Here is a 20,502-nt window from a genome sequence, read left to right on the forward strand (position 1 = left end):
GGGCATGATGGATGAGTCATTCCATCTTGAATCACGCTCACGCCCGCCTGTCCAGGCTATGTTAACGCCTATGGGGCCAACCCCTTCAAGGCCCCCTCATAGATCATCTTGGGTTCCAACTGGAACGCGGCCGACACCCCTCCTGCCGCCATCACCGGCAGGTTGGCGTATTTGGCCATGCAATGGCGCACGTCCAGGTGCCACAGGCTGCGGCATTTCAGCGGGCGGATATCATAGACCGAACAGGCGCCGTCCTTCAGAAAGGCGCAGGGCGCGCCCGGCTTCCAGTCGGCCACCAGGGCGGCCTGGGGGCGGTCGGCCAGGGCGCGCGCCATCGCCAGCACTTCGATGGCGGCGGCGCCGATCGGCTGGTGGCAGCACCAGCCGCAACCCTTCTTGCAGGCGGCCGGCGCCACCCCCAGGGCGAAGGCCGGGGTGGCGCGGATGGTGTCGAACAGGCGGTCGGCGCGACCCCAGGCGGTGACGACGGCATCCAGCACGGCATCGGCGCCCCGGGGCAGGGCGGCCATCACCGCGCTGCCGGCCGCGTCGAAGGCGGCCTGTTCCAAGGGCGGCGGGGGCGGGCCGCCACGCCCGCCCGATTTCATCGCCGCCAGGGCGGCGGCGGCGTTGAAGTCGCTCATGGATCGCCACTCTCCCAGAAAAAAGCCCGAGCGGCGCCTGAGCCGCCCGGCACGGGCGCGTACTACAAAATGCTCTGACCGGTCTTGGCCCAGTCGGCGCAGAAGGCGGCCAGGCCCTTGTCGGTCAGCGGATGGGCGGCCATCTGGCGCAGCACCGAAGCCGGCATGGTGGCGACATGGGCGCCCAGGCGGGCGGCGTCGGTGACATGCATCGGGCTTCTGACGCTGGCGACCAGGACCTCGGTGGTGAAGTCGGGGTACTGCTGATAGATCTCGACGATGTCGGAAATCAGCTGCATGCCGTCCTGGCCGATATCGTCAAGCCGGCCAACGAACGGCGAGACGAAGGCTGCGCCGGCCTTGGCCGCCAGGATCGCCTGGTTGGCCGAGAAGCACAGGGTGACGTTGACCTTGGTGCCTTCGTCGGCCAGCACCTTGCAGGTCTTGAGTCCGTCCCAGGTCAGCGGCACCTTGACGGCGACGTTGGGGCGAAGGGCGCGCAGCTTGCGGCCCTCGGCCAGCATGGTCTCGAAGTCGGTGGCGGCGACCTCGGCCGACACCGGGCCGGGCACGATGTCGCAGATTTCGCAGATGACATCCAGGATGTTGCGGCCCGACTTGGCGATCAGCGACGGGTTGGTGGTCACGCCGTCGACCAGTCCGGTTTCGGCCATCGCCTTGATGTCGGCAACTTCGGCGGTGTCGATGAAGAATTTCATGGGTTGTTGGTCCCCGATTTTCGATGTTCACAGGCGGCGCCAAGTTAGCCGATGCCCAAGCGCGCGGCCAACGCGAATTTGGTTTGCCCGACTGGGCCAAACGCGCTAAATCCATCCGTCGCCTCGGCGTTGGCCGGGACGAGACGCCACCGGACCCCGAACTCACCAGTCGGACGTGATGACCGATCCTGTAAACCGGGCGCTGCTGCCTGCGGGCTTGCGCGATATCCTTCCTCTCGATGCCGAGCACGAGGCCGAAGTCGTCGGCCGCGTCATGGGCCATTTCGCCGCCCATGGCTACGAGCGGGTCAAGCCGCCCTTGATCGAATTCGAGAACACGCTGCTGGACGGCGCCGGCGGCGCCACCGCCTCGCAGGCATTCCGCGTCATGGACCCGCTGTCGCAGCGGATGATGGGCGTTCGCGCCGACATGACGCCGCAGGTGGCCCGCATCGCCGTCACCCGCCTGGCCGGCGAGCCCCGGCCGCTCCGGCTGTCCTATGCCGGACAGGTCCTTCGGGTGAAGGGGACGCAATTGCGCCCGGAACGCCAGTTCGGCCAGGCCGGGATCGAGCTGATCGGCTCGGATTCGGCCGCCGCCGATGCCGAGGTGGCGGTGCTGGCCGCCCTGGCCTTGGTCACCCTGGGGGTAACCGGGGTGTCGATCGATCTGTCGCTGCCGACCCTGGTGCCGGCCTTGCTGTCCGAGCTTGACCTGTCGGACCAGGCGCTGCGTGGCAGCCTGGACCACAAGGACGCGGCCGCCGTCGCCGCCCTGGGCGGTGTCGCCGCACCGCTGCTGTCCGAGTTGTTGAAGGCGGTGGGACCGGCCGATCGGGCGCTGGAGATTTTGGGCCGGCTGGACTTGCCGCCGGCCGCCGCCGCCGAGCGCAACCGGCTGGCCTCCGTGGTGACCCTGGTCCAGGCCATGGCCCCGGACCTGATCCTGACGGTCGATCCGGTGGAAAATCGCGGTTTCGAATATCATACCGGTGTCGCCTTCACCCTGTTCGGCCGTAATCTGGCCGGCGAGTTGGGGCGTGGCGGGCGCTATCTGGCCGGCGGGGCCGAGCCGGCGACCGGGGCGACCCTGTTTCTCGATTCGGTGCTGGCGGCGGTGCCGCCGGCCAAGCCGGCCAAGCGTTTGTTCGTGCCGGCCGGCACTCCGGCGGCCTGGTCCTCGGCCTATCGCGCCCAGGGCTGGGTGACGGTGGCCGGCCTCGAACCCGGGGCCGATGCCGAATTCGAGGCGAAGCGTTTGAAGTGCGGCCATGTGTTGACGGCCGAAGGAATCAAGATCGTGGAACAGGGAGCCTAAGAAGATGGCGAATGTTGCAGTGGTCGGCGCCCAGTGGGGCGACGAGGGCAAGGGCAAGGTCGTCGACTGGCTCTCCGAGCGGGCCGACGTGGTGGTGCGGTTTCAAGGCGGCCACAATGCCGGCCATACCCTGGTCATCAATGGCGTGACCTACAAGCTGTCGCTGCTGCCGTCGGGCGTGGTGCGCGGCAAGCTGTCGATCATCGGCAACGGCGTGGTGGTCGATCCCTGGGCCCTGCTGGACGAGATCGAGCGCATTCGCGGCCAGGGCGTCGACATCACCCCCGATCTGTTGAAGATCGCCGAGAACGCCTGCCTGATCCTGCCGGTGCATGGCCATCTGGACCGTGCCCGCGAGGAAGCCTCGGGCTCGGCCAAGATCGGCACCACCGGCCGCGGTATCGGCCCGGCCTATGAAGACCGCGTCGGCCGCCGCGCCATCCGCGTCTGCGATCTGGCCGACGATGCCGTGCTCGAGGCCAAGGTCGACAAGATGCTGGCCCACCACAATGCGCTTCTGAAGGCGTTGGGGGCGCCGCTGGTCGATGGGGGCGAGATGCTGGCCAAGATCAAGGCGGTCGCGCCGAAGATCCTGCCGTTCGCCGACGTGGTGTGGCAGCGCCTGGACGAAATCCGCCATACCCGCAAGCGCGTGCTGTTCGAAGGCGCCCAGGGCGCCATGCTGGACGTCGATCACGGCACCTATCCCTTCGTCACCTCGTCGTCCACCGTGTCGGGCAATGCCGGGACCGGTTCGGGCGTTGGTCCGGGGCAGGTCGGCTATGTGCTGGGCATCTGCAAGGCCTACACCACCCGCGTCGGCTCGGGTCCGTTCCCGACCGAACTGGACAACGATATCGGCAATCTGATCGGCGATCGCGGCCACGAGTTCGGCACCGTCACCGGCCGCCGCCGCCGTTGCGGCTGGTTCGATGCCGCCATGGTTCGCCAGGCGGTCAAGGTCGGCGGCATCACCGGTATCGCGCTGACCAAGCTGGACGTGCTGGACGGCTTCGAGGAACTGAAGATCTGCACCGGCTACAAGCTGGACGGCAAGGTGCTGAACCACCTGCCGTCGTCGCAATCGGCCCAGGCCCAGGTCGAGCCGATCTATGAAAGCATCAGCGGCTGGACCGATTCGACCCGGGGCGCGCGCTCGTGGGTCGATCTGCCGGCCACCGCCGTCAAATATGTCCGCCGCATCGAGGAACTGATCGAGGCGCCGGTGGCGCTGTTGTCGACCAGCCCGGAACGCGACGACACCATCTTGGTGCACGACCCCTTCGCGTCGTAAGACGCCGCCGGGATATTGTCGCTTGAGCAGGCGCCCCCAGCCCCGTACAAAGAACGGGGTGGGGGCGTCCTTGATTTCGCCCCCCTGAGCCCTGGACGGACGCGAGAATGGCGGAAGCAGCGGAACAGGCCGACAGCGGCAAACCGGCGGCACAAAGCCAGCCGGGGGTGCTGCGCGACCGCTATACCGTCCGCTCGAACCAGCCGATCGCCGAGTTCGCCACCCCCAACGCCGAGGCCTTCGTCGCCGAGGACAAGCGCGACCCCAATCGCCAATTGTTCGCGCTGATCTGCCGTCCGGAATTGCCGCCGCGCGTCAATGTCATGCGGGCGTTGAAGGGCGCCACCACCATGGGCTTCGTCCCGCTGGTCGAGTGGGGCACAATGCTGTGGCCGCCGATCGGCCGCCAATGCATGACCGTCATCTACGAGCGCCCGCAGGGCCGCAAGCTGATGACCAACCTGCGCGCCGAATTCAAGCGTATCGACGAATACGACATCCCCCGCAGGGTGGTCGAGCCGATGGTCGCGGCCATCAAGGAACTGACCGCGCGCGGCATCACCCACCGCTCGATCCGTCCGACCAACATGTGGTTCATGGATGAAGGCGCCGAGCGCATCACCCTGGGCGATTGCGTCAGCCAGCCGCCGGCCTTCGACCAGCCCTTGGTGTTCGAGACCGTTGAATCGGGTATGGCCAACCCGGTGGCGCGCGGCTCGGGCACCTTTTCCGACGACCTTTATTCGCTGGGCGTCACCATCATCTTCATGCTGCTGGGGCGCAATCCGGTCGCCCACCTGGACGAGGAGCAACTGCTCAAGCAGAAGATCCAGCAGGGCTCGTACAACACCCTGGTCGGCGACGAACGCCTGCCATTGCCGCTGGTCGAGTTGCTGCGCGGTCTGTTGTGCGACGATCCCGACCAGCGCTGGGACATCGAATCACTGGATCTGTGGCTGTCGGGCCGGCGCTTGTCGCCGTTGCAAAGCCGGATGGAAAAGCGCGCCGCGCGCGGATTCCCGTTCAACGGCAAGGAATACGGCAATTGCCGCGAACTGGCCCAGGCCATGGCCAAGAACTGGGAACTGGCCATTCCGCCGGTGCTGGAAGGCAAGCTGGAATTGTGGCTGCGCCGCGCCGTGGAAGATGCCGAGCGGGCCGGCGTGATCGCCGAACAGGTGCGCATGGCGCTCAATTCCGGCAACGACAAGCGGGCCGGCGTCGATCTGATGCTGTGCAAGGTGCTGATCATCTTGGACCCCACCGCGCCGATCCGTTACAAGGGCTTCAACGCCATGCCCGACGGCTTCGGCTCGGCCCTGGCGGCGGTGATGGCCCAGAAAGGCGATTCCCGCCTGATGGCCGAAATCATCCTGCGCGGCGTGCCGTCCCTGTGGTTCGAGGCCCGCAAATCCTATTTGCCCGACAATTCGCTGATGGAAGGCAATTTCCGCGAATTGAAGGGCTACCTGACGCAGACCGCCATGGGTTTCGGCCTGGAACGCTGCCTTTACGAGATGAACGATTCGATGCCCTGTCAAAGTCAGTTGCTGGGCGAGGAATACGTCGTCGAACTGAAAGAGCTGCTGCCGGCCCTGAACGCCGCCGCCGCCAAGCGGTCGGACGCCAAGACCTGGCCGGTCGACCGCCATATCGCCGCCTTCATGGGGGCCCGGGCGCGCAGCGACATCGACCGCAATTTGGTGCAGCTCGCCGATCCGGAACCGTCGAGATCGCTGATGGCGATGCTGAACCTGTTCGCCGTGTTCCAGTATCGCCTGGGGCCGGAATCGTTGCCGGCACTGGCGGCCTGGGTCGGCTCGCTGGTCGGCCCGGTGGTGATCGCCTTCCATTCCCGCGACAAGCGCAAGGAACTGGAAAAAGAGATCCCCAAGATCATCCGGCGCGGCTCGGTGGTCGAGCTTTACAATCTGCTGGAAAATACCGAGGCGCGCGCCAAGGACGAGCACGAGTTCAACTGGGCCCAGGCCCAGTATCACGCCGCCGACGAAGAGGTGAAGCGCATCCAGACCGAATCCGACGAACGCTCGGTCGAGGCGGTGCGCATCGGCAAGCAGACGGCGGCGGTGGTCGGCATCCTGATCGCGCTGATCACCACCACCTTCGTCGTCATCGCCAAGGTGTGGTGAGCATGGCCAAGAAACCACCACCCAAGGGCAAGGTTCAGCAGCAGGCCCGACCGGCCGGCAGCGGCGGCATGAACAAGGTCGCGGTGCTGATGATCCTGGCCGCGCTGGTGCCGTTCTCGTTGCCGACGGTGGTGGTGCTGTTCTTCACCATGCTGCCGACCATGGGCGCCTGGGCCAGCGAGAAGGGCGCCCACAAATATGCCTGGCTGTGCGTCGGCGGGCTGAACTTCTCGGGCGTGATCCCCTATCTGTTCACCCTGTGGTTCGGGGTGCACACCCTGGACGAGGCCTTCAACATGCTGTCCGACGGCGGCTTGCTGTTGTGGGCCTATGGCACCAGCGCCATCGGCTGGCTGATCTATACCGCCATGCCGCCGGTGGTGGCCAGCTGGCTGGCCTTCACCACCGACCGCCGCGTGGCGGCCTTGAAGGCGGCGCAAAAGAAGCTGGTCGAGGAATGGGGCGACGAGGTCACCAAGAAGAACGGCTGACAAAAGAAAGGCCTGAACGGGCCGGGGGCACGTTCAGGCCAGTGGCTGACACACTCACCTTAGCTCATGCTGCGATAAGATCGCAGCATGAGCTAAGCATCTTGCCAGCCCCTCGCCGGGCGCCACCTCCGGCGGCTTGGCCGCGGCCGCAATGGCCGCTGAGGGGGGCGCGATTCAGCTGTATCGCGCCCCCCTCAATCAGGCGTTCGAGCGGATCGACTTCTGGATCTTCTCGAAGGCGCGCACCTCGATCTGGCGCACCCGCTCGCGGCTGATGCCGTATTGCTGCGACAGATCCTCGAGCGTCACCGGGTTGTCGCGCAGGCGGCGCAGCGTCAGGATGTTGCGCTCGCGCTCGTTCAGCGACTTCAGGGCCGAACTCAGCATTTCGCGGCGCTGCCCCAGCTCTTCGCGTTCGGCCAGCTCGGTTTCCTGGTCGTCGCGCTCATCGACCAGCCAATCCTGCCATTCGCCGTCGCCGTCGGCGCGAACCGGGGCGTTCAGGGAATGGTCGGGGCTGGACAGGCGGCGGTTCATGTTGACGACATCGTTTTCCGGCACGTCCAGCACGGTGGCGATGTGGGTGACATTGGCCGGCGACAGGTCGCCTTCCTCGATGGCCTGCATCTGGCCCTTGAGCCGGCGCAGGTTGAAGAACAGCTTCTTCTGGGCGGCGGTGGTGCCCATCTTCACCAGCGACCACGAATGCAGGATGTATTCCTGGATCGAGGCCCTGATCCACCACATGGCATAGGTGGCCAGGCGGAAGCCGCGATCGGGATCGAAGCGCTTGACCGCCTGCATCATGCCGACATTGCCTTCCGAGATCAGCTCGCCCACCGGCAGGCCATAGCCGCGGTAGCCCATGGCGATCTTGGCGACCAGGCGCAGATGGCTGGTGACCAATTGGTCGGCGGCGCGCCCGTCGCCGGTGTCGCGATAGCGCTTGGCCAGGACGTATTCCTCTTCCGAGCCGAGCATCGGGAATTTGCGGATTTCCTGCAGGTAGCGCGAAAGGTTGCCCTCGGGCGCGATCGTCAGGCTGGTGGATATGGCCGTCATCTCTCCATCTCCTCTACGCGTCGGGGGCCTTGCGGGTCCCCGTGCCAGCCGCGCTGTCAACAGCGTGTCTGACAATGAGTATCATATTCGCCTGGGGAGGAGAATGCCATACTTCACAACTCGGGTATATAGGGAAATTATTCCAGCTCTAACAAATGGAGGAGTTCTTTGATATCACAAGGGAAGTCCGCTAAAAACTTTAGCATATATCCTGAAGTAGGGTGCAAAAACCCGAGTAGGTAGGCATGAAGGGCCTGGCGGGGGAAGCGGCTTAAGCTTTCGCGTAGGTCCGGCGAGGCGGCTTTCAGGCGGGCGGCGCGCGAGCGGCCATAGGTCTGGTCGCCGACCAGGGGGTGGCCGATGCTGGTCATGTGGACGCGGATCTGGTGGGTGCGGCCGGTGGCCAGGCGGCATTCCACCAGGCTGACGGCCCCGCCCAGGAAGGTCTGCAGCACCTTGTAGCGGGTCAGCGCCGGCTTGCCGCCGGATTTCACCACCGCCATCTTCTTGCGGTCGGCCCCCGAGCGGCCGATATTGCCTTCGATCTCGCCGGCCGGTGGGACGGGGGTGCCCCAGACCAGGGCCTGATAGGCCCGTTCGATGGTGTGGGCCTCGAACTGGGCGGCCAGGGCGTGGTGGGCGCGGTCGTTCTTGGCGGCGACCATCAGGCCGCTGGTATCCTTGTCCAGACGATGGACGATGCCGGGCCGGCGGACGCCGCCGATGCCCGACAGGCTGTCGCCGCAATGGGCCAGCAAGGCATTGACCAGGGTCTGGTCGGGGCTGCCGGGGGCGGGGTGGACCACCAGCCCGGCCGGCTTGTCGATGACGATCAGGTCGTCATCCTCGTGTACCACCGTCAGGGCGATGTCTTGCGGTTCGGGCTCGGCCGGGGCGTCGGGCGGCACGGCGACGGCGAAGGTCTGGCCGGGTTTGACCCGTGCCGATCCGTCCGTTATGGTCAGGCCGGCCGCCGATACCTGGCCTTCGTCGATCAACGCCTTGATGCGGGTGCGCGACAGGTCGGGCAGGCGGGCCGCCAGCCATTTGTCGAGGCGGGTTCCGGCTTCCTCGGGGGCGACCGGATCGGGACACAGGGTCTGGGCGATGATGGGCATGGACACTTCCGAACAATTCAGCGGATCGAATCACAGGACATGAAAGCTATCAAGACATTGGTTGCGGTGATGGGCATCCTGCTGCTGGGCGGGCTGGGCCTGTTGGGCTATGGCTTGACCACCAAGACCGGCCGCAACGCCAAGCCGACCGCGCTGGCCGATTTCGGCGCCGTCGCGATTCCGCTGCCGGCCGGGGCGCGCATCGAGCAGATGGCGGTCGCCGGCGAGCGGGTGATCCTGCGCATCGCGGGTCCCGGGCCGGAACGGCTGATCGTCCTTGACCCGGCCGGCGGCACCGTCACCGGCAGCTTCGTCATGACCCCGGAAGCCCCGGCGGTGGCGCGATGATCCTGCAAATCGATGCCGCCCTGATGAAACTGATGGTCGATGCGGCGGAAACCGCCTGGCCGGCGGAAGCCTGCGGCCTGATCGTTGGTCGCGGCAAGGGCCAGCTGATCCGCGTCACCCGGGTCGAGCCGGCCGCCAACCTGCTGGCCGACACCCCCGATCGTTTCGAGCTGGATCCGGCGGCGCGCATCCGCCTGGAAATGGAACTGCGCGAGCGTGGCGGCAAGGACCGCATCGTCGGGCACTTTCATTCCCACACCGACGGCACCGCCGAGCCGTCGGCGACGGACCGGGCCATGGCGTTCGAGCCGGACCATGCCTGGGTGATCGTGGGCGTGGTCGAGGGTCAGGCGATTCAGACCCTGGCGCACCGTCTGGACGAGAAGCGGGGAAACTTTCGTCCGGTTCCGATCCGCACGCCGAAAAAAACCGCTTGCGCCAACCCGTCCGTTTCGGCATAAACCCCATCTCGCGCCCGGACGTCCCCATCGTCTAGAGGCCTAGGACACCGCCCTCTCACGGCGGCGACCGGGGTTCGAATCCCCGTGGGGACGCCAACTTCCAAATTAGCTGATATTTCAGTGGGTTGCTGATCCGCCATTCGATGGCGTTTCGGTCTCTGTGTACCATGTCCGCGTCCCAGGTCGCAAGGGCTGGACCTCCTGCGCATTGGGCGAGCTGTCCGCTCAAACCTCATCTCTCCGTGCGGACCTGAAGTCCTAGAAGAATCCGATCTTCTTGACCCGGATGGCGGCTGGTCCGCGACCCCAATGATGCCCTCCTTGCACAGGGCGCCATTACAAATCCATTAATTTGATGTGTTAGGCCGCGCATGCGGTTCTGCGGATGGCCTTCCCGTTGACACCCCTGCACCCGGATGGTCGCCAGAGCGGGCAGGAGACGCACAGGGCGTGATTACGTGCGTCAGTCAAAGAAGATACCGCAGAATCTAAAACAACCGATCAGGCGGCAGCCGTATCAGCGAGGGTGATATATCCTATGGCAGAAAAGACCACGGGAGCAATCGGCTGCAAAGCCACCATCCATGCCGATGTTGATTGTTGCTATCGCAATCGGATATAATAATGCCGTCGTTGATTTCCGTTCATCATCCTGTGCGTTAGAGGATTTATCCTTGTTGAAGCACACGATCTACGCGGCCATCACGCCAAAGCACCTCGAACGACCCGATGGTGTATATAGCGGCCTCGTAACCAAGGCGCCTCGGGAACATGACCGAGCGCATCAGCCAGCCGCAGGCGCCCCGAAAGCTGTTGGATCACCAATCCTCTGGCTGCGCACGGGTCTCATAAGCGTCGGGAGACGCGAGACGATGCGGACACTCACTGATGGTGGGTGAAAAAGGATGCGGGCAACGCGATCAACTGCGCCCCGCAATCTTCGACCTGTCGGCGCATAGCAGATCGAGGATGTGCGTTCTTCAAGGAACGCGACCGGACTGCCCCTATGGGCGGGATCGGAACCTGATGCCGGAACAACGGAGTCCCGCCGGCCGCCCAGTACGGTTCGTCACTGTGGCAAGGTTCTTATGCGCGACCGTCGAACGGTAACATCCCCCTTTGCTCGCTGTCCCTGGTATAGCGGCAGGGGGGGGAAGAACCATCCCCGGTTTGCTCCATCACTACACCAGACAGACCATCCAACATGCGTGAAGAGAATTCAAAACACCTTGACGATGATGATCGACCATATGACGCATGGCCTAAATGATCCCGGTAATGATGATCGAGCTATGACCCAGCGGATTCGTCGTTGTCGTCACTCTTGACAGCGGACAATGCAGGTCTAGGCGCTATCTGATCAATCCTTTTCAGCACCCGTAGAACTGATGTCGCCTGCCACATCTTTCCTCGAGCAGTCCTGTGCCTCTCTTCGTTAAGCTTGGTGGCGATGGCCGAGGCAGACGCCTTATCGCCCAGTTCAAGTCGGATCGCTTCGATCACGGGGAGCATGCGCTGGGCGAAATCATCGGCGTGGCGTTTTACTGCGCGCTTAGCTCGTGCGATGGTCCTCGCGGTCGGCTGACGGCTTTCGGTGCCGCCGTTCTTCAGCCCGATCCGTCGGTTCTTCTTGGTCAGGACGGCGCTGGAGATCATGAAACTCAAGGCGTCGCCGGGAATGCTCGTTGCGACGATGCCCAACTTGCCGTCGATGATGGTGACGCCCAGACCCGTGATGCGGATGTAGGCGTCAACCGCCTTGTCTCTGTCGCCGAGCAGCCCGAGCATCTTGAACAGGTCGGAGATGACCAGCGGAACGCCCTGCCTTTTCGCTTCATCCACGGCGTTCCTGAATTGAGGACGATTGAAAAGATTGATCGTTGGGCTCGTGTAGCGGTCCCAGAAGTTTTCCTCGACCTGACCGCTGACACAGGACGCACCACGGCGGATGAGATTAAGCTGCTCCAGGCCGGTTCTGGAATTCATAAGATGGCCTCCTTCGGGGATCTTCCCGCGGATGGCGCCAAAGCCGATGACCTTGCTTGAACTCATGCGCTGCTGCAAATCCATTAAATTGATGACGGAATCGAGGATTGCAGAAGTGAGGGCCGAAGGCAATCTCTCCGGTCAGACGGCAGGCATCGCGATGTCAGTTGGTCTCTCTTGCCAAACCCGCCGGGAGCGGCCGTGAGCGACTTCGACCGATTCTGGGCTACGGAAGCATCAGCGGCTCGAAACAGTCGCCAGTGACCGCCAGGATGGGGCCGGGCGATATATGGTCAAGGCGCGCCGTGACGCTGGGGCGGCGGGAGCCGAAATCGTACTGGCACAAGGATGAAGGTCTGGCAGCTCTCCTTGTTGATCCGAGGCACCCTGGGTGCTGACTGGGATGATGGCGCCCGAGAGGAAATCAGAGAAATAGGACTAAAGGCACATAATGATGCTGTAAATAGGATCAACGTCACCACAACGTCACTCAACCGTCACCAAGTTTGGGGCAAATCATTTTCGCAAAGATTTTTATCCACAAATCTATCCCAACATATAAATTGATCTCGTGCCAATCGTTGAAGCATAGCGATTTAGCTGGTATAATATATGTCTTAACTTATGAAGGACGAATCAAGAATGAACTCGATTATGAATGGCGATGATGGCGCCGATAAGAAAGACCTTAACTTTAAGGTTCCCGCTGACTTTCACGCAGACTTTAAGGTGTTCGCCGCACAACACGGCGTTTCGATGGCAGAAATCCTCTTTCGGTCTTTTCACCTCTACAGGACCGCTGTGAGCTGGACGCGATAGCTGAAATGCCAAGCAAAGCTCACCGGACACACGGCTCAGGCGCATAACCTGGGCCGTTTCCTTTTCTGACGGGTTTCATCAGTGATAGAGCCACCGCCATTTCAGACCAGGGCACGATCCAATCACTGGCAACGCAGGGGGAGTGGGCGACCCTGCAGGTGCTGCAGAGCTACATCCTTATCCGAGCCGAGCCACGATGCGATCAACCAGAGACTTTGCAGCAAGCCGATTTGCAGAGCACTCGTAGATCAACGAGATCATCCGCTGGATAACGGCACGCTCGCTCTCTGGCAACGCGCTGAGGGCATTGCCACCGCCTGATGGCCTTGCGCGGGCCTTGGTAAGACGGCTCTCTAGATCGGTGTAGCGCTCGGCTAGCAAAGACCTGTCGGCGTCCGTTAGTACGGTCGCCTCCGTGACCCTCTTGATTTCGAACATCTCACTACGGATGTCCTCAACGATGACCTCAGCGCTCGGGGCATCGATGGCTCCTTGCTCTAGAATTCTGAGCTGCTCATCGACCTTAAGTGCGCCGATATCGAAGGCCTTGATCCGATTGCGGACCATCGAGCTGGAACGGCACATCCGCCCAACGTGACTTCCGATTTCACTCAGGCGGCTGATTAGGTGGTCATAGTGTGCGTTCTGCTCGAAATCGTCGCGACGACCGTTCGGAACCACACGCGGATCGAGGACGTGAACCTCACCAACCGTCCAGGATGCGAAACGGGTTTCGGGGAAGATATCCGCCAATATTCGGGGGTCACCGACCTGAACGTTTCCTTTGCGAGCTCGAAGACCGCCAATCCCCTCACCACTAGGAATAGCGCCTAAATAGCCATGGTGCAGAAGCCACCCAACGGCGCCAACGCCACCATCGCGCCCTTCAATAGTGATTAGTTCGGCATCGGTAAACTCGTCGCGACGATCCTCACCGCAGGCATAGTCGTTGCGGTAGGGCCGGTAGATGGGGCATTCAGCATCGTCTACGTGTATGTGGATCTCACCGAGATCACCATGATGCTGAAGCAAATGGCCGCGGATCTGAGAGCCAAACTTGAACTCTGGCGAGAACGGCACCGGGGCTACCTGAGCGAGGTATTGGGAGATCGCTTCCCGATTCAGAAGAGTGTCCTTGCCTATGCGCACAGGCTTGACCAGTTCGACCTCGTAGAAGTGCTCAGGCCAACCTTCTGGATCGATTTCAGAAACCTTGGCGACGGCCTGGATCAATTCGTGAAGGCTCCCCTGGTAGGAGGCATCGGACAGCAACTTTTTAAACACACGGCAGTCCCAGCGAAGCTCCTGGACCACTGGGTCGCCGACAGACCGAGAGCGGAACACCAGTTCCTGGCAATAGCCGAGCCCCGCCAGCCGCCCAACACCACGAAAACCACGGGCTGAAGTTCCACGCTTTCTGCTGCCACCAACTGCCGTCAAGCGCTTGGCGAAGTCACCGTTGTGGACACCGAGACCGTTATCGCGGATTTTAACCGAGCGGGTGGGCTGGTTCACATCGATAACAATGTCAACCCGACCAACCATTTCGGCATCTATCACCCCGACGGCCCGAGCCTCGTCGATAGAGTCGGCTGCGTTCTGGATGTATTCGCGGAAGATCGTCAGCGGGTCCACGTACATGGCTGAGCTGACGAGTTCTAGGATGTCCTTGCCGATAACAATCTCAGCAGGGAGAGAGATGTTGGTGTGCTTGTTCATGATTCCTAGGCGACTTGCTTTTCCGAGGTCTCCGCCTCGTCGGTGAAATACTGCAGACCAGCGTCCTCCACCACTACATCTTCGGCTAAGCCGAAGGACGCATCGGCTTCCGCTTTACCGCGAACGACCTTCTGCAGGTCCCAGATTCTACGTTCCTCGTCTTTCGTCGGCGGAATATAGAACTCCAGCACACGACGAAGAACGTCATCACGCTCCCTGACGAACCGGTCGCGTAACTGCTCTCGCGAGAGGCGGGGCTTGCCCGGTAAGTCGAACATGGCCTCGGATAGCAGGTTCAGTGCTTCAATTTTCTGGGATTCGGACAGCTTGTTGAAAGCCGCCTGGAAGTCAGCGAACTCGCCCTCCCCGCCCCCGCCGGATTTGTACCAGAAACGATTGAAGATCATGTGGTGGGGACGAAGCAGGAGGTTCATAAACTCCTCCGAAGTGCTGCCGAATGCCTCCCGAAAAAAGTCGGGAGCGCCAGACACGATACCGTGGGTGGCCTGCAGAATTACCTGTACTGAGCGTAGTTGATGCCGCGTCCACTTCAAGCCAACATGAGAACGGTCGATCATATCGACGGGCTGATAGCGCATGGGGAAGCTGAAAATGCGGATTCCAAGTTCTTCGTTGAGGTGGACGTTCAGATACATGCGTTCAAACAGGTCAGCCGGAGCCTCCTTAAAATTGTAGAGCATGTAGTTGGACAGATCCTTTAGCCCATTTGCCTCTGCCTGCCTGATGGCGCTCTCATAGTCGTCGCGAAAACCAAGGTGGTCGAAGGCAATGCGCAGAGGACTGACGCAGACGCGCGCCAATTGCCTCATCAGCTCCGGGTTCTTTGCCAACTCACGGGCATCGACCCCCTGGTTAAAGTCTACCCTGCGCTGGATAGCGACGCCTCGGCGGGTAATGGTGGCGCCCCGACCGAAGCCCAGGTCCACGACCTCGTCCATAATTTCCTTCAGCTTGGGCGAGGCAGTGATGTTGTTGTCCATAAACGTGAGATCTTTCTTAGCGCCGTAACGTCGCTCAATCTCACGGACAATGGCGGTGATAGAGGGCGTCTCGCGAAGCCCCCCTTCTAGCTTAGGGACGCCGCAGAAGCTGCAGGTGCGAATGCACCCCCGAGATGCGTATAAAAAATAGGCATCGTGGACCGGATACCTATATTCAATTTGGCTAAGGATACCGTAATCGGGCACCAAGGTCTCAATTGGTGCGCTTGTGGTGTCATCGGCGTAAAGCTCTTCCTCAAACTCGTCCAGCTGCAAGGATTCAGCCGGAGACTTATCGAGCAGGCCTGCTATGAAGCGTATGCCGCGCCAGCGAGGCTCGGCTGCGAACCGACCGTTCATCAAGCTGGCTGCAATGCCGCCGACGAAAACCTTGCTGGCCTGGCCCCTGACAACCTCCAACGCAAAGTCAATAGCGCGGCTGATGCGCTCATACTCGAAAGAAAACAGTGTGGTGACGTACACGCGGTCCCAGGCTTCGCCGAGAACCGACTTATCCTCTCCCTTTATAAAACGCACGTTGTCTTGCTTGCCATCCGCACCATGGTAGGCAGCAATTTTCATCAGCCCCAAGGGGGGATATTTGTTTCGATATCCAGGCTCTATGAGCAGGATGTTTTTGTTCGCCATGTGCTCGCGCTCAGACTCTCTCGTTCACCACCAACATAATCGATTATATACCGGCTGTCGATCCTGATGCCCTCTCAGCTAGACGGGGCGTCATCCGGAAGAGGAAAGTAGATGCTCATCTGCTTCGCACCACCAGCACGCAGCCCGTCAATCCACTCCTTAAGACTCGCAAATGTTTCGGCGCGCTGGTCGATAAACGCCTGAAAGCGGTACGCTGGGTCGGACTTCGATTTAGCCACCTCCTCTGCAAGCTTGCTAGCGATTGAAACGGCCCAATGCGCGAAAGTTGCGTAATCCGACGACGGCTTCTCCTCATCTAATACAAGATAGAGCGTCTTATCCTCACACTTAGCAAACTTTGACGCAAGTGGCCCAGGAGAGCCAAAGAATATGTCGACGTCACTTCCGATGAGACTTGATCTAATCAAGCTCTCGTCTTTTCCGCGCTGCTTCCATTTCTGTACGACATACTGAATCGTTGCGATTAGAAGGTAGTGCCATATCCTCATAAACTTAAAGTTCTCGCTGAGAAATACAAATGCCTTCATCTCTTCGTCAGACGCTGGCTTTCCACCGTAAGTTTCAATCTTTTCTAAATAAATAGCCTTTAGCGCTTCAGCAAGTGCGTAGAGGCTGTACCCGAATACTACATCCTTACAAAAGTTATCCGCACCTGTACTTGCCGTAATTCCGCCACCAACAAACGGCTTATCAAACCTCTCTTTGTCAGATAGATTTACACCAAAAATCATATCGTAATAGTCTTTATCGGAAAATATCTTTCCCTTATTCTGCTTTGCCCAGTACGGCCTCCCAATAAGCGCCAGAAACAGCTGAGCAGCATCTTCATTTGATATTTTTCGATATAGCTTTCCCTTGACGCGAAATGCGCCCTGCTTGTTCAATCTGATGATCTTTTCCCAGTCTCCTGCCTTATATTCGTAGTATATCTTTCGCGGCATAGCCGAAAAGTAGCGTGAAATCAGCGCCTGGCAGTCATCGTTGGCATGAAGATCGCGTGGCTTAATTGCATTCTGCGTATTCGTTGTCTCAGTTATTTTCGAAATTAGGCTGCTTCCACTAACTTCGATAAGCTTTATCAGGACCTTAGTTCCCCTTAACGAAATATCTTCTCCAGCCTCATCAAGTTGATAGTACGCATCGTAAATTGCCCAGCTAGTTTGACATCCATTTACTATTTGCGGATTGATCACCTTGAACTTTCCGTCATTCTGCGTAACCTTATTTGCAACCATTGTTATGCCATTGTTAAACACCGAAAGGGCATCATAGGTATCTGTACTCAATATGCCCTTGGTAATTTCTGAGCCGATCCCACTCTTTGCAGAGTTCTCAAGGCGATACCGAAGGTTCTGCTGAAAAATGCTGTCCTGGTAATCCTTGACGGCATAGTATATCTCCGCCGCATTTGCCAGAAATATCCATTGCCTCGCAGAAATAGATGCTATGTCATTCTCAATAACAAATTCTGGGTGCGTAATATCAATTGAGTCAGGCTCTGGCTGATTGCCAGGAACTTCATTGTATATGTAGCGCTGCTTTATCTTTGCAAAGTCATAAATTTCAACCTTGCTTTTGTTTGCAAAAACAATTGCTTCCTTTGAAAACTGACCAAATCCAATTGCAAACAACCGCTCAGACCTCTCCTTTTCGATTGCAATATACTGCTTTGCAAACTCCTTCCTCCTCTCGTTTCCAACTTCAGGAAAATCAAGAAGACGTGACTTTGCATTCAGTATTTCTTGCGGAAGATCCGGAGAGAAAACTCTTTCAAGGGGGGTTGCGCAGTATTTCACCTGCCCCAACACAATTGCGGTATGATCATCATCAATAATGCCAATATCAAGCTTATGGTCTCCCGCACCTCCAATGTGATACCTCTCAATAGAGACATCAATTGGCTCTCGCAATATTTTCGTTAGAAACCATATTGCAAACTGATCTCCTTCAATGTGAACGCCATGCTCCTTGAGCTCCGCCATTTCTTTTTTAACATTGGCGATGAATTCGATATTTTCCATTTGGCGCCCCAACTTTTGATTCTGCATCCAGGGTATCAGAATGACATTCTGGTCGCCAGCTTTCAGCTCAAAGACCTCGTGCGTAAACTTCCTTTAGCACGTTGACGCCGCGATCCCGGCATCCTACTGTCTTTCGCACGTTGACGAGTTGACAGGGGGCGGCGATGGCAGTCTATGGATACACCCGAGTCTCGACCGACCGGCAAGCCGACGAAGGCGAAAGCCTCGATGTACAGCGCCGCCAGTTGGAAGGGTATGCGCTGATGCACGGCATGGCTCTGGACACCGTCTACGTCGAGCGCGGCGTCAGCGGGTCGAAGCCGCTGGGGGAGCGTCCGGAAGGTGGGCGTCTGATCTCCATGCTCAAGGCTGGTGATGTAGTGCTAACGCCGAAATTGGACCGCATGTTCCGCTCCAGTCTCGACGCGCTCGACAACCTGAACCTGCTGAAGGGCATGGGGGTGTCGTTGCACATGCTTGATCTGGGCGGTGACGTGACCGGCAACGGCATCTCGAAGTTGGTATTCACCATCTTGTCGGCAGTGGCCGAAGCCGAGCGCGACCGCATCCGCGAGCGCATCGTCACCGTGAAGGCCGACCAGCGTGAGCGAGGGCGCTACCTCGGTGGTCGAATCCCCTTCGGCTGGCGGGTCGATGAGGATGGCGGGCTGGTCGAGATCGCCGAGCAGCAGGCGGCCATCCTGACGATGGTTGCCATGAAGAATGAAGGGTTGGCACTACGCACCATCGCCGAGCGGATGACCGCTCAGGGGTTTAAGCTATCCCACGAGGGAGTGAAGAAGATCATCGCATCCACGCTTAAGGCGGGGTAGATGCGTCTATAATTCCGGCCGCGCTCCATTTGTGACCTGCCGACGCCTGAGTTTCATATCTCTCCGGGAGGGGTTGCTCTTGGCCGCGGCAACGAGCAGGCTCTCGGTGGTGTTGAAGGGTATTGGGAGGACGATGTGGTCGAATACGTTCGAGATCCAGACAACATGATCCGAGCAGGGTTTGCTCTGAACGCCCAGAAGCTGCTGGCGCAGTACCGCGATCTCACTGTCGGACTCCCGGAACCTGATCGGTATGACATCACTCTTGTATTGGCTGTGCTGCAGGCGTTGCTGACCCATCGTGATGAAATGAACAAGGGGCGGCTCAGCAATCGGGAGCGCCGCGAATGGGATGCTGAGGTCTACGACGTGCCAAAATGGAAAGGGCTAACTACCGGGTTCGTTAAGGAGAACTCCTTCCCTGGTCGCCTGACCTACGAAGCCTTCATCACGCATCTGCGCAACGCCATGAGCCATCCAACGCCGAAACTTCGTGAACCACTCCTGCCCTCGACCGGCTACACCACCGTTCGGGACGGCTCAGGCATCATCACGCGCCTGCGTTTCACAGATTCACCGTGGGTCCGTCGAGGTCAGTATAAGGAGAAAATTACGACAAATGAGGTCGAAAAGATGGCAAACGCCCTGACGGGTAGGCACCCTGACGCCACTATCTCGGTTTGCTATATGAAAACGGAAGGCCATAGCGGCCCGGCGATATACATCGACGAAGAGCGATGGATCCCGGTCTTTACCGCCGAAATGGATGCTGACAGCCTTTACTTGGTGGCCGAACAGCTAGCGGAATCGCTGGCAGCGCCACTCCGTGATGTGCTGGAGACCGAAGCCCTATTGGCTGTGTGCGGTCGCCGATGAGGGTTGCGTTCTATCCGTGCTGCGCCAGAGACATTAGGGAGCCAAGTCTGCTGCTGACTGGAGTGGTCGACGAGATCATTTTCTGTGACATCCGTTCTGACCTATTGGCTGAGTGGTCTCGGATCGCCTATGCGCTCCCGTCGGGCACCCCCAAGGCCTCCTTCATGGCCGCCAACGCGCTGGAAGCTATTCAGAGCATCCCCAAGATCGATGTGTTGTTTTATCGAAGAGACAGCGCCGGTGAAGGGGGCAGTCACCTCTTCGTGCTCGGAGACCAATTCCTGAAACGTCTAGCGCCGAAATTCCCCCCGGAAGGCGGCTTGATTATCACCGATGGTTCCAACACCCGTGGCAGCAATTTTGAACGCATGACACGGACCAGCGGCATGGAGAAGCATTCTCGGTGTTTCGGTCCAGCTGCGGTGCAGCAGTTCGAGGCTTACGGGTTAAAAACGATTATGGTGTCTGTCCGGTCTCCTAACGTGAGCTGAAGGGGGGCGGCCGTATTTCTCTGGTGGTGAAGCCAAACGCAAGGGTGGGGTAATGACGAAATTTGGCGGGCTTTCTCGGTGGCACAAGGAAACATTAACGCTTCTCGAACGCTTGGGACTTGAGATCACTGAGGTTCGGCAGAATAATAATATTGTAATTAAGGGGGAGTTGAACGGAAAGCCATTCCAATGGACGACGGCAAAGACACCATCTGTTCAAAATGCACCTAGAAAGATGATTGCGGATCTAAAAAGATCTCTGAGGGGTTGCGGTGTTGTTGAGATGCCTGAATTTGCAATTAAGTTTTACACTGGCATCCCGCAGCCATCTGATGTTTGGGATCTCGTCCGCTGTTGGGAGAGATCACTTGAAATTTCATCGAATGAGGATGCTTAGCTCAGATTTAGACCCTATGTTCGCCCCCTGAAACGGCTGGCGGTCCGTCCCACGGCATGTCCCAATCGAGGGTTGCGCCGGACAG

At 59.9% G+C, this 20,502-nt stretch carries 18 protein-coding genes and 1 tRNA gene; 11 read left to right on the forward strand and 8 right to left on the reverse strand.

Going from position 1 to position 20,502, the window contains the following annotated elements; genetic code table 11:
- Positions 1-68: 68 nt before the first annotated feature.
- Together A6A05_RS14830 and fsa are read right to left on the reverse strand one after the other, a co-directional pair.
- A complete protein-coding gene (locus A6A05_RS14830; RefSeq protein ID WP_068502895.1) occupies positions 69-644 on the reverse strand; it encodes a YkgJ family cysteine cluster protein in 576 nt (191 codons plus the stop codon).
- Between the two features lie 62 nt (positions 645-706).
- Positions 707-1,363, reverse strand: coding sequence for a fructose-6-phosphate aldolase (fsa, locus tag A6A05_RS14835; RefSeq protein WP_068502899.1), 657 nt, complete (start codon positions 1,361-1,363; stop codon positions 707-709).
- Between the two features lie 178 nt (positions 1,364-1,541).
- On the opposite strand from fsa, the gene A6A05_RS14840 reads away from it, so the two are divergent.
- From A6A05_RS14840 to A6A05_RS14855, 4 genes are all read left to right on the forward strand, one after another.
- Entirely contained in the window at positions 1,542-2,681 is a 1,140-nt protein-coding gene (locus A6A05_RS14840; RefSeq protein ID WP_068502901.1) for an ATP phosphoribosyltransferase regulatory subunit, read from the forward strand.
- Positions 2,682-2,685: 4 nt separating this feature from the next.
- Entirely contained in the window at positions 2,686-3,975 is a 1,290-nt protein-coding gene (locus tag A6A05_RS14845) for an adenylosuccinate synthase (protein ID WP_068502904.1), read from the forward strand.
- A 107-nt stretch (positions 3,976-4,082) separates the two neighbouring features.
- On the forward strand, positions 4,083-6,125 hold the full coding sequence (locus A6A05_RS14850) for a protein kinase domain-containing protein (RefSeq protein WP_068502907.1): 2,043 nt from the start codon (positions 4,083-4,085) through the stop codon (positions 6,123-6,125).
- Positions 6,126-6,127: 2 nt separating this feature from the next.
- The gene (locus A6A05_RS14855) at positions 6,128-6,616 is read left to right on the forward strand and encodes an acyl-CoA synthetase (RefSeq protein ID WP_068502908.1); all 489 of its coding nucleotides are present in this window, start codon (positions 6,128-6,130) and stop codon (positions 6,614-6,616) included.
- Between the two features lie 198 nt (positions 6,617-6,814).
- Here the strand turns inward: A6A05_RS14855 and rpoH are convergent, their stop codons facing one another.
- Positions 6,815-7,678: an RNA polymerase sigma factor RpoH gene (rpoH, locus tag A6A05_RS14860; RefSeq protein WP_068502911.1), complete on the reverse strand. Its 864-nt coding sequence runs from the start codon at positions 7,676-7,678 to the stop codon at positions 6,815-6,817.
- Between the two features lie 137 nt (positions 7,679-7,815).
- Entirely contained in the window at positions 7,816-8,796 is a 981-nt protein-coding gene (locus tag A6A05_RS14865) for an RluA family pseudouridine synthase (RefSeq protein ID WP_068502914.1), read from the reverse strand.
- Positions 8,797-8,835: 39 nt separating this feature from the next.
- Between A6A05_RS14865 and A6A05_RS14870 the strand changes: the two genes are divergently transcribed.
- From A6A05_RS14870 to A6A05_RS14880, 3 genes are all read left to right on the forward strand, one after another.
- Complete coding sequence (locus A6A05_RS14870) at positions 8,836-9,144, forward strand: hypothetical protein (protein ID WP_068502917.1); 309 nt, start codon at positions 8,836-8,838, stop codon at positions 9,142-9,144.
- Positions 9,141-9,605 carry a M67 family metallopeptidase gene (locus A6A05_RS14875; protein WP_245644310.1) on the forward strand — a complete coding sequence of 155 codons (465 nt, stop codon included), beginning with the start codon at positions 9,141-9,143 and terminating at the stop codon, positions 9,603-9,605. The genes A6A05_RS14870 and A6A05_RS14875 overlap by 4 nt, the downstream gene beginning before the upstream one ends.
- Before the next feature lie 20 nt (positions 9,606-9,625).
- Positions 9,626-9,701 (forward strand) — tRNA-Glu (locus A6A05_RS14880).
- Positions 9,702-10,895: 1,194 nt separating this feature from the next.
- Here A6A05_RS14880 and A6A05_RS14885 read toward each other — a convergent pair.
- The 4 genes from A6A05_RS14885 to A6A05_RS14905 form a co-directional block, all read right to left on the reverse strand.
- Positions 10,896-11,657: a recombinase family protein gene (locus tag A6A05_RS14885; RefSeq protein WP_216635814.1), complete on the reverse strand. Its 762-nt coding sequence runs from the start codon at positions 11,655-11,657 to the stop codon at positions 10,896-10,898.
- A 930-nt stretch (positions 11,658-12,587) separates the two neighbouring features.
- Positions 12,588-14,129: an ATP-binding protein gene (locus tag A6A05_RS14895; protein ID WP_068502927.1), complete on the reverse strand. Its 1,542-nt coding sequence runs from the start codon at positions 14,127-14,129 to the stop codon at positions 12,588-12,590.
- Positions 14,130-14,134: 5 nt separating this feature from the next.
- Positions 14,135-15,778 (reverse strand): radical SAM protein, encoded by a 1,644-nt coding sequence (locus A6A05_RS14900; RefSeq protein ID WP_068502932.1) that lies wholly within the window; start codon positions 15,776-15,778, stop codon positions 14,135-14,137.
- Positions 15,779-15,852: 74 nt separating this feature from the next.
- Entirely contained in the window at positions 15,853-17,820 is a 1,968-nt protein-coding gene (locus A6A05_RS14905; protein ID WP_172822288.1) for an AIPR family protein, read from the reverse strand.
- 164 nt (positions 17,821-17,984) lie between these two features.
- Here A6A05_RS14905 and A6A05_RS14910 point away from each other — a divergent pair, with 164 nt between their 5' ends.
- The 4 genes from A6A05_RS14910 to A6A05_RS20965 all read left to right on the forward strand — a co-directional run bounded on the left by A6A05_RS14910 (position 17,985) and on the right by A6A05_RS20965 (position 20,417).
- The gene (locus A6A05_RS14910; RefSeq protein ID WP_068502938.1) at positions 17,985-18,653 is read left to right on the forward strand and encodes a recombinase family protein; all 669 of its coding nucleotides are present in this window, start codon (positions 17,985-17,987) and stop codon (positions 18,651-18,653) included.
- A 135-nt stretch (positions 18,654-18,788) separates the two neighbouring features.
- On the forward strand, positions 18,789-19,529 hold the full coding sequence (locus A6A05_RS14920) for a hypothetical protein (RefSeq protein WP_156521083.1): 741 nt from the start codon (positions 18,789-18,791) through the stop codon (positions 19,527-19,529).
- Positions 19,530-19,591: 62 nt separating this feature from the next.
- Positions 19,592-20,020, forward strand: a complete 429-nt coding sequence (locus tag A6A05_RS14925; protein ID WP_156521084.1) for a hypothetical protein — start codon at positions 19,592-19,594, stop codon at positions 20,018-20,020.
- A 52-nt stretch (positions 20,021-20,072) separates the two neighbouring features.
- On the forward strand, positions 20,073-20,417 hold the full coding sequence (locus tag A6A05_RS20965) for a hypothetical protein (protein WP_156521085.1): 345 nt from the start codon (positions 20,073-20,075) through the stop codon (positions 20,415-20,417).
- The last annotated feature ends 85 nt before the right edge of the window (positions 20,418-20,502 follow it).

The sequence above is a fragment of the Magnetospirillum moscoviense genome (assembly GCF_001650635.1).
Taxonomy (GTDB): Bacteria; Pseudomonadota; Alphaproteobacteria; order Rhodospirillales; family Magnetospirillaceae; genus Magnetospirillum; species Magnetospirillum moscoviense.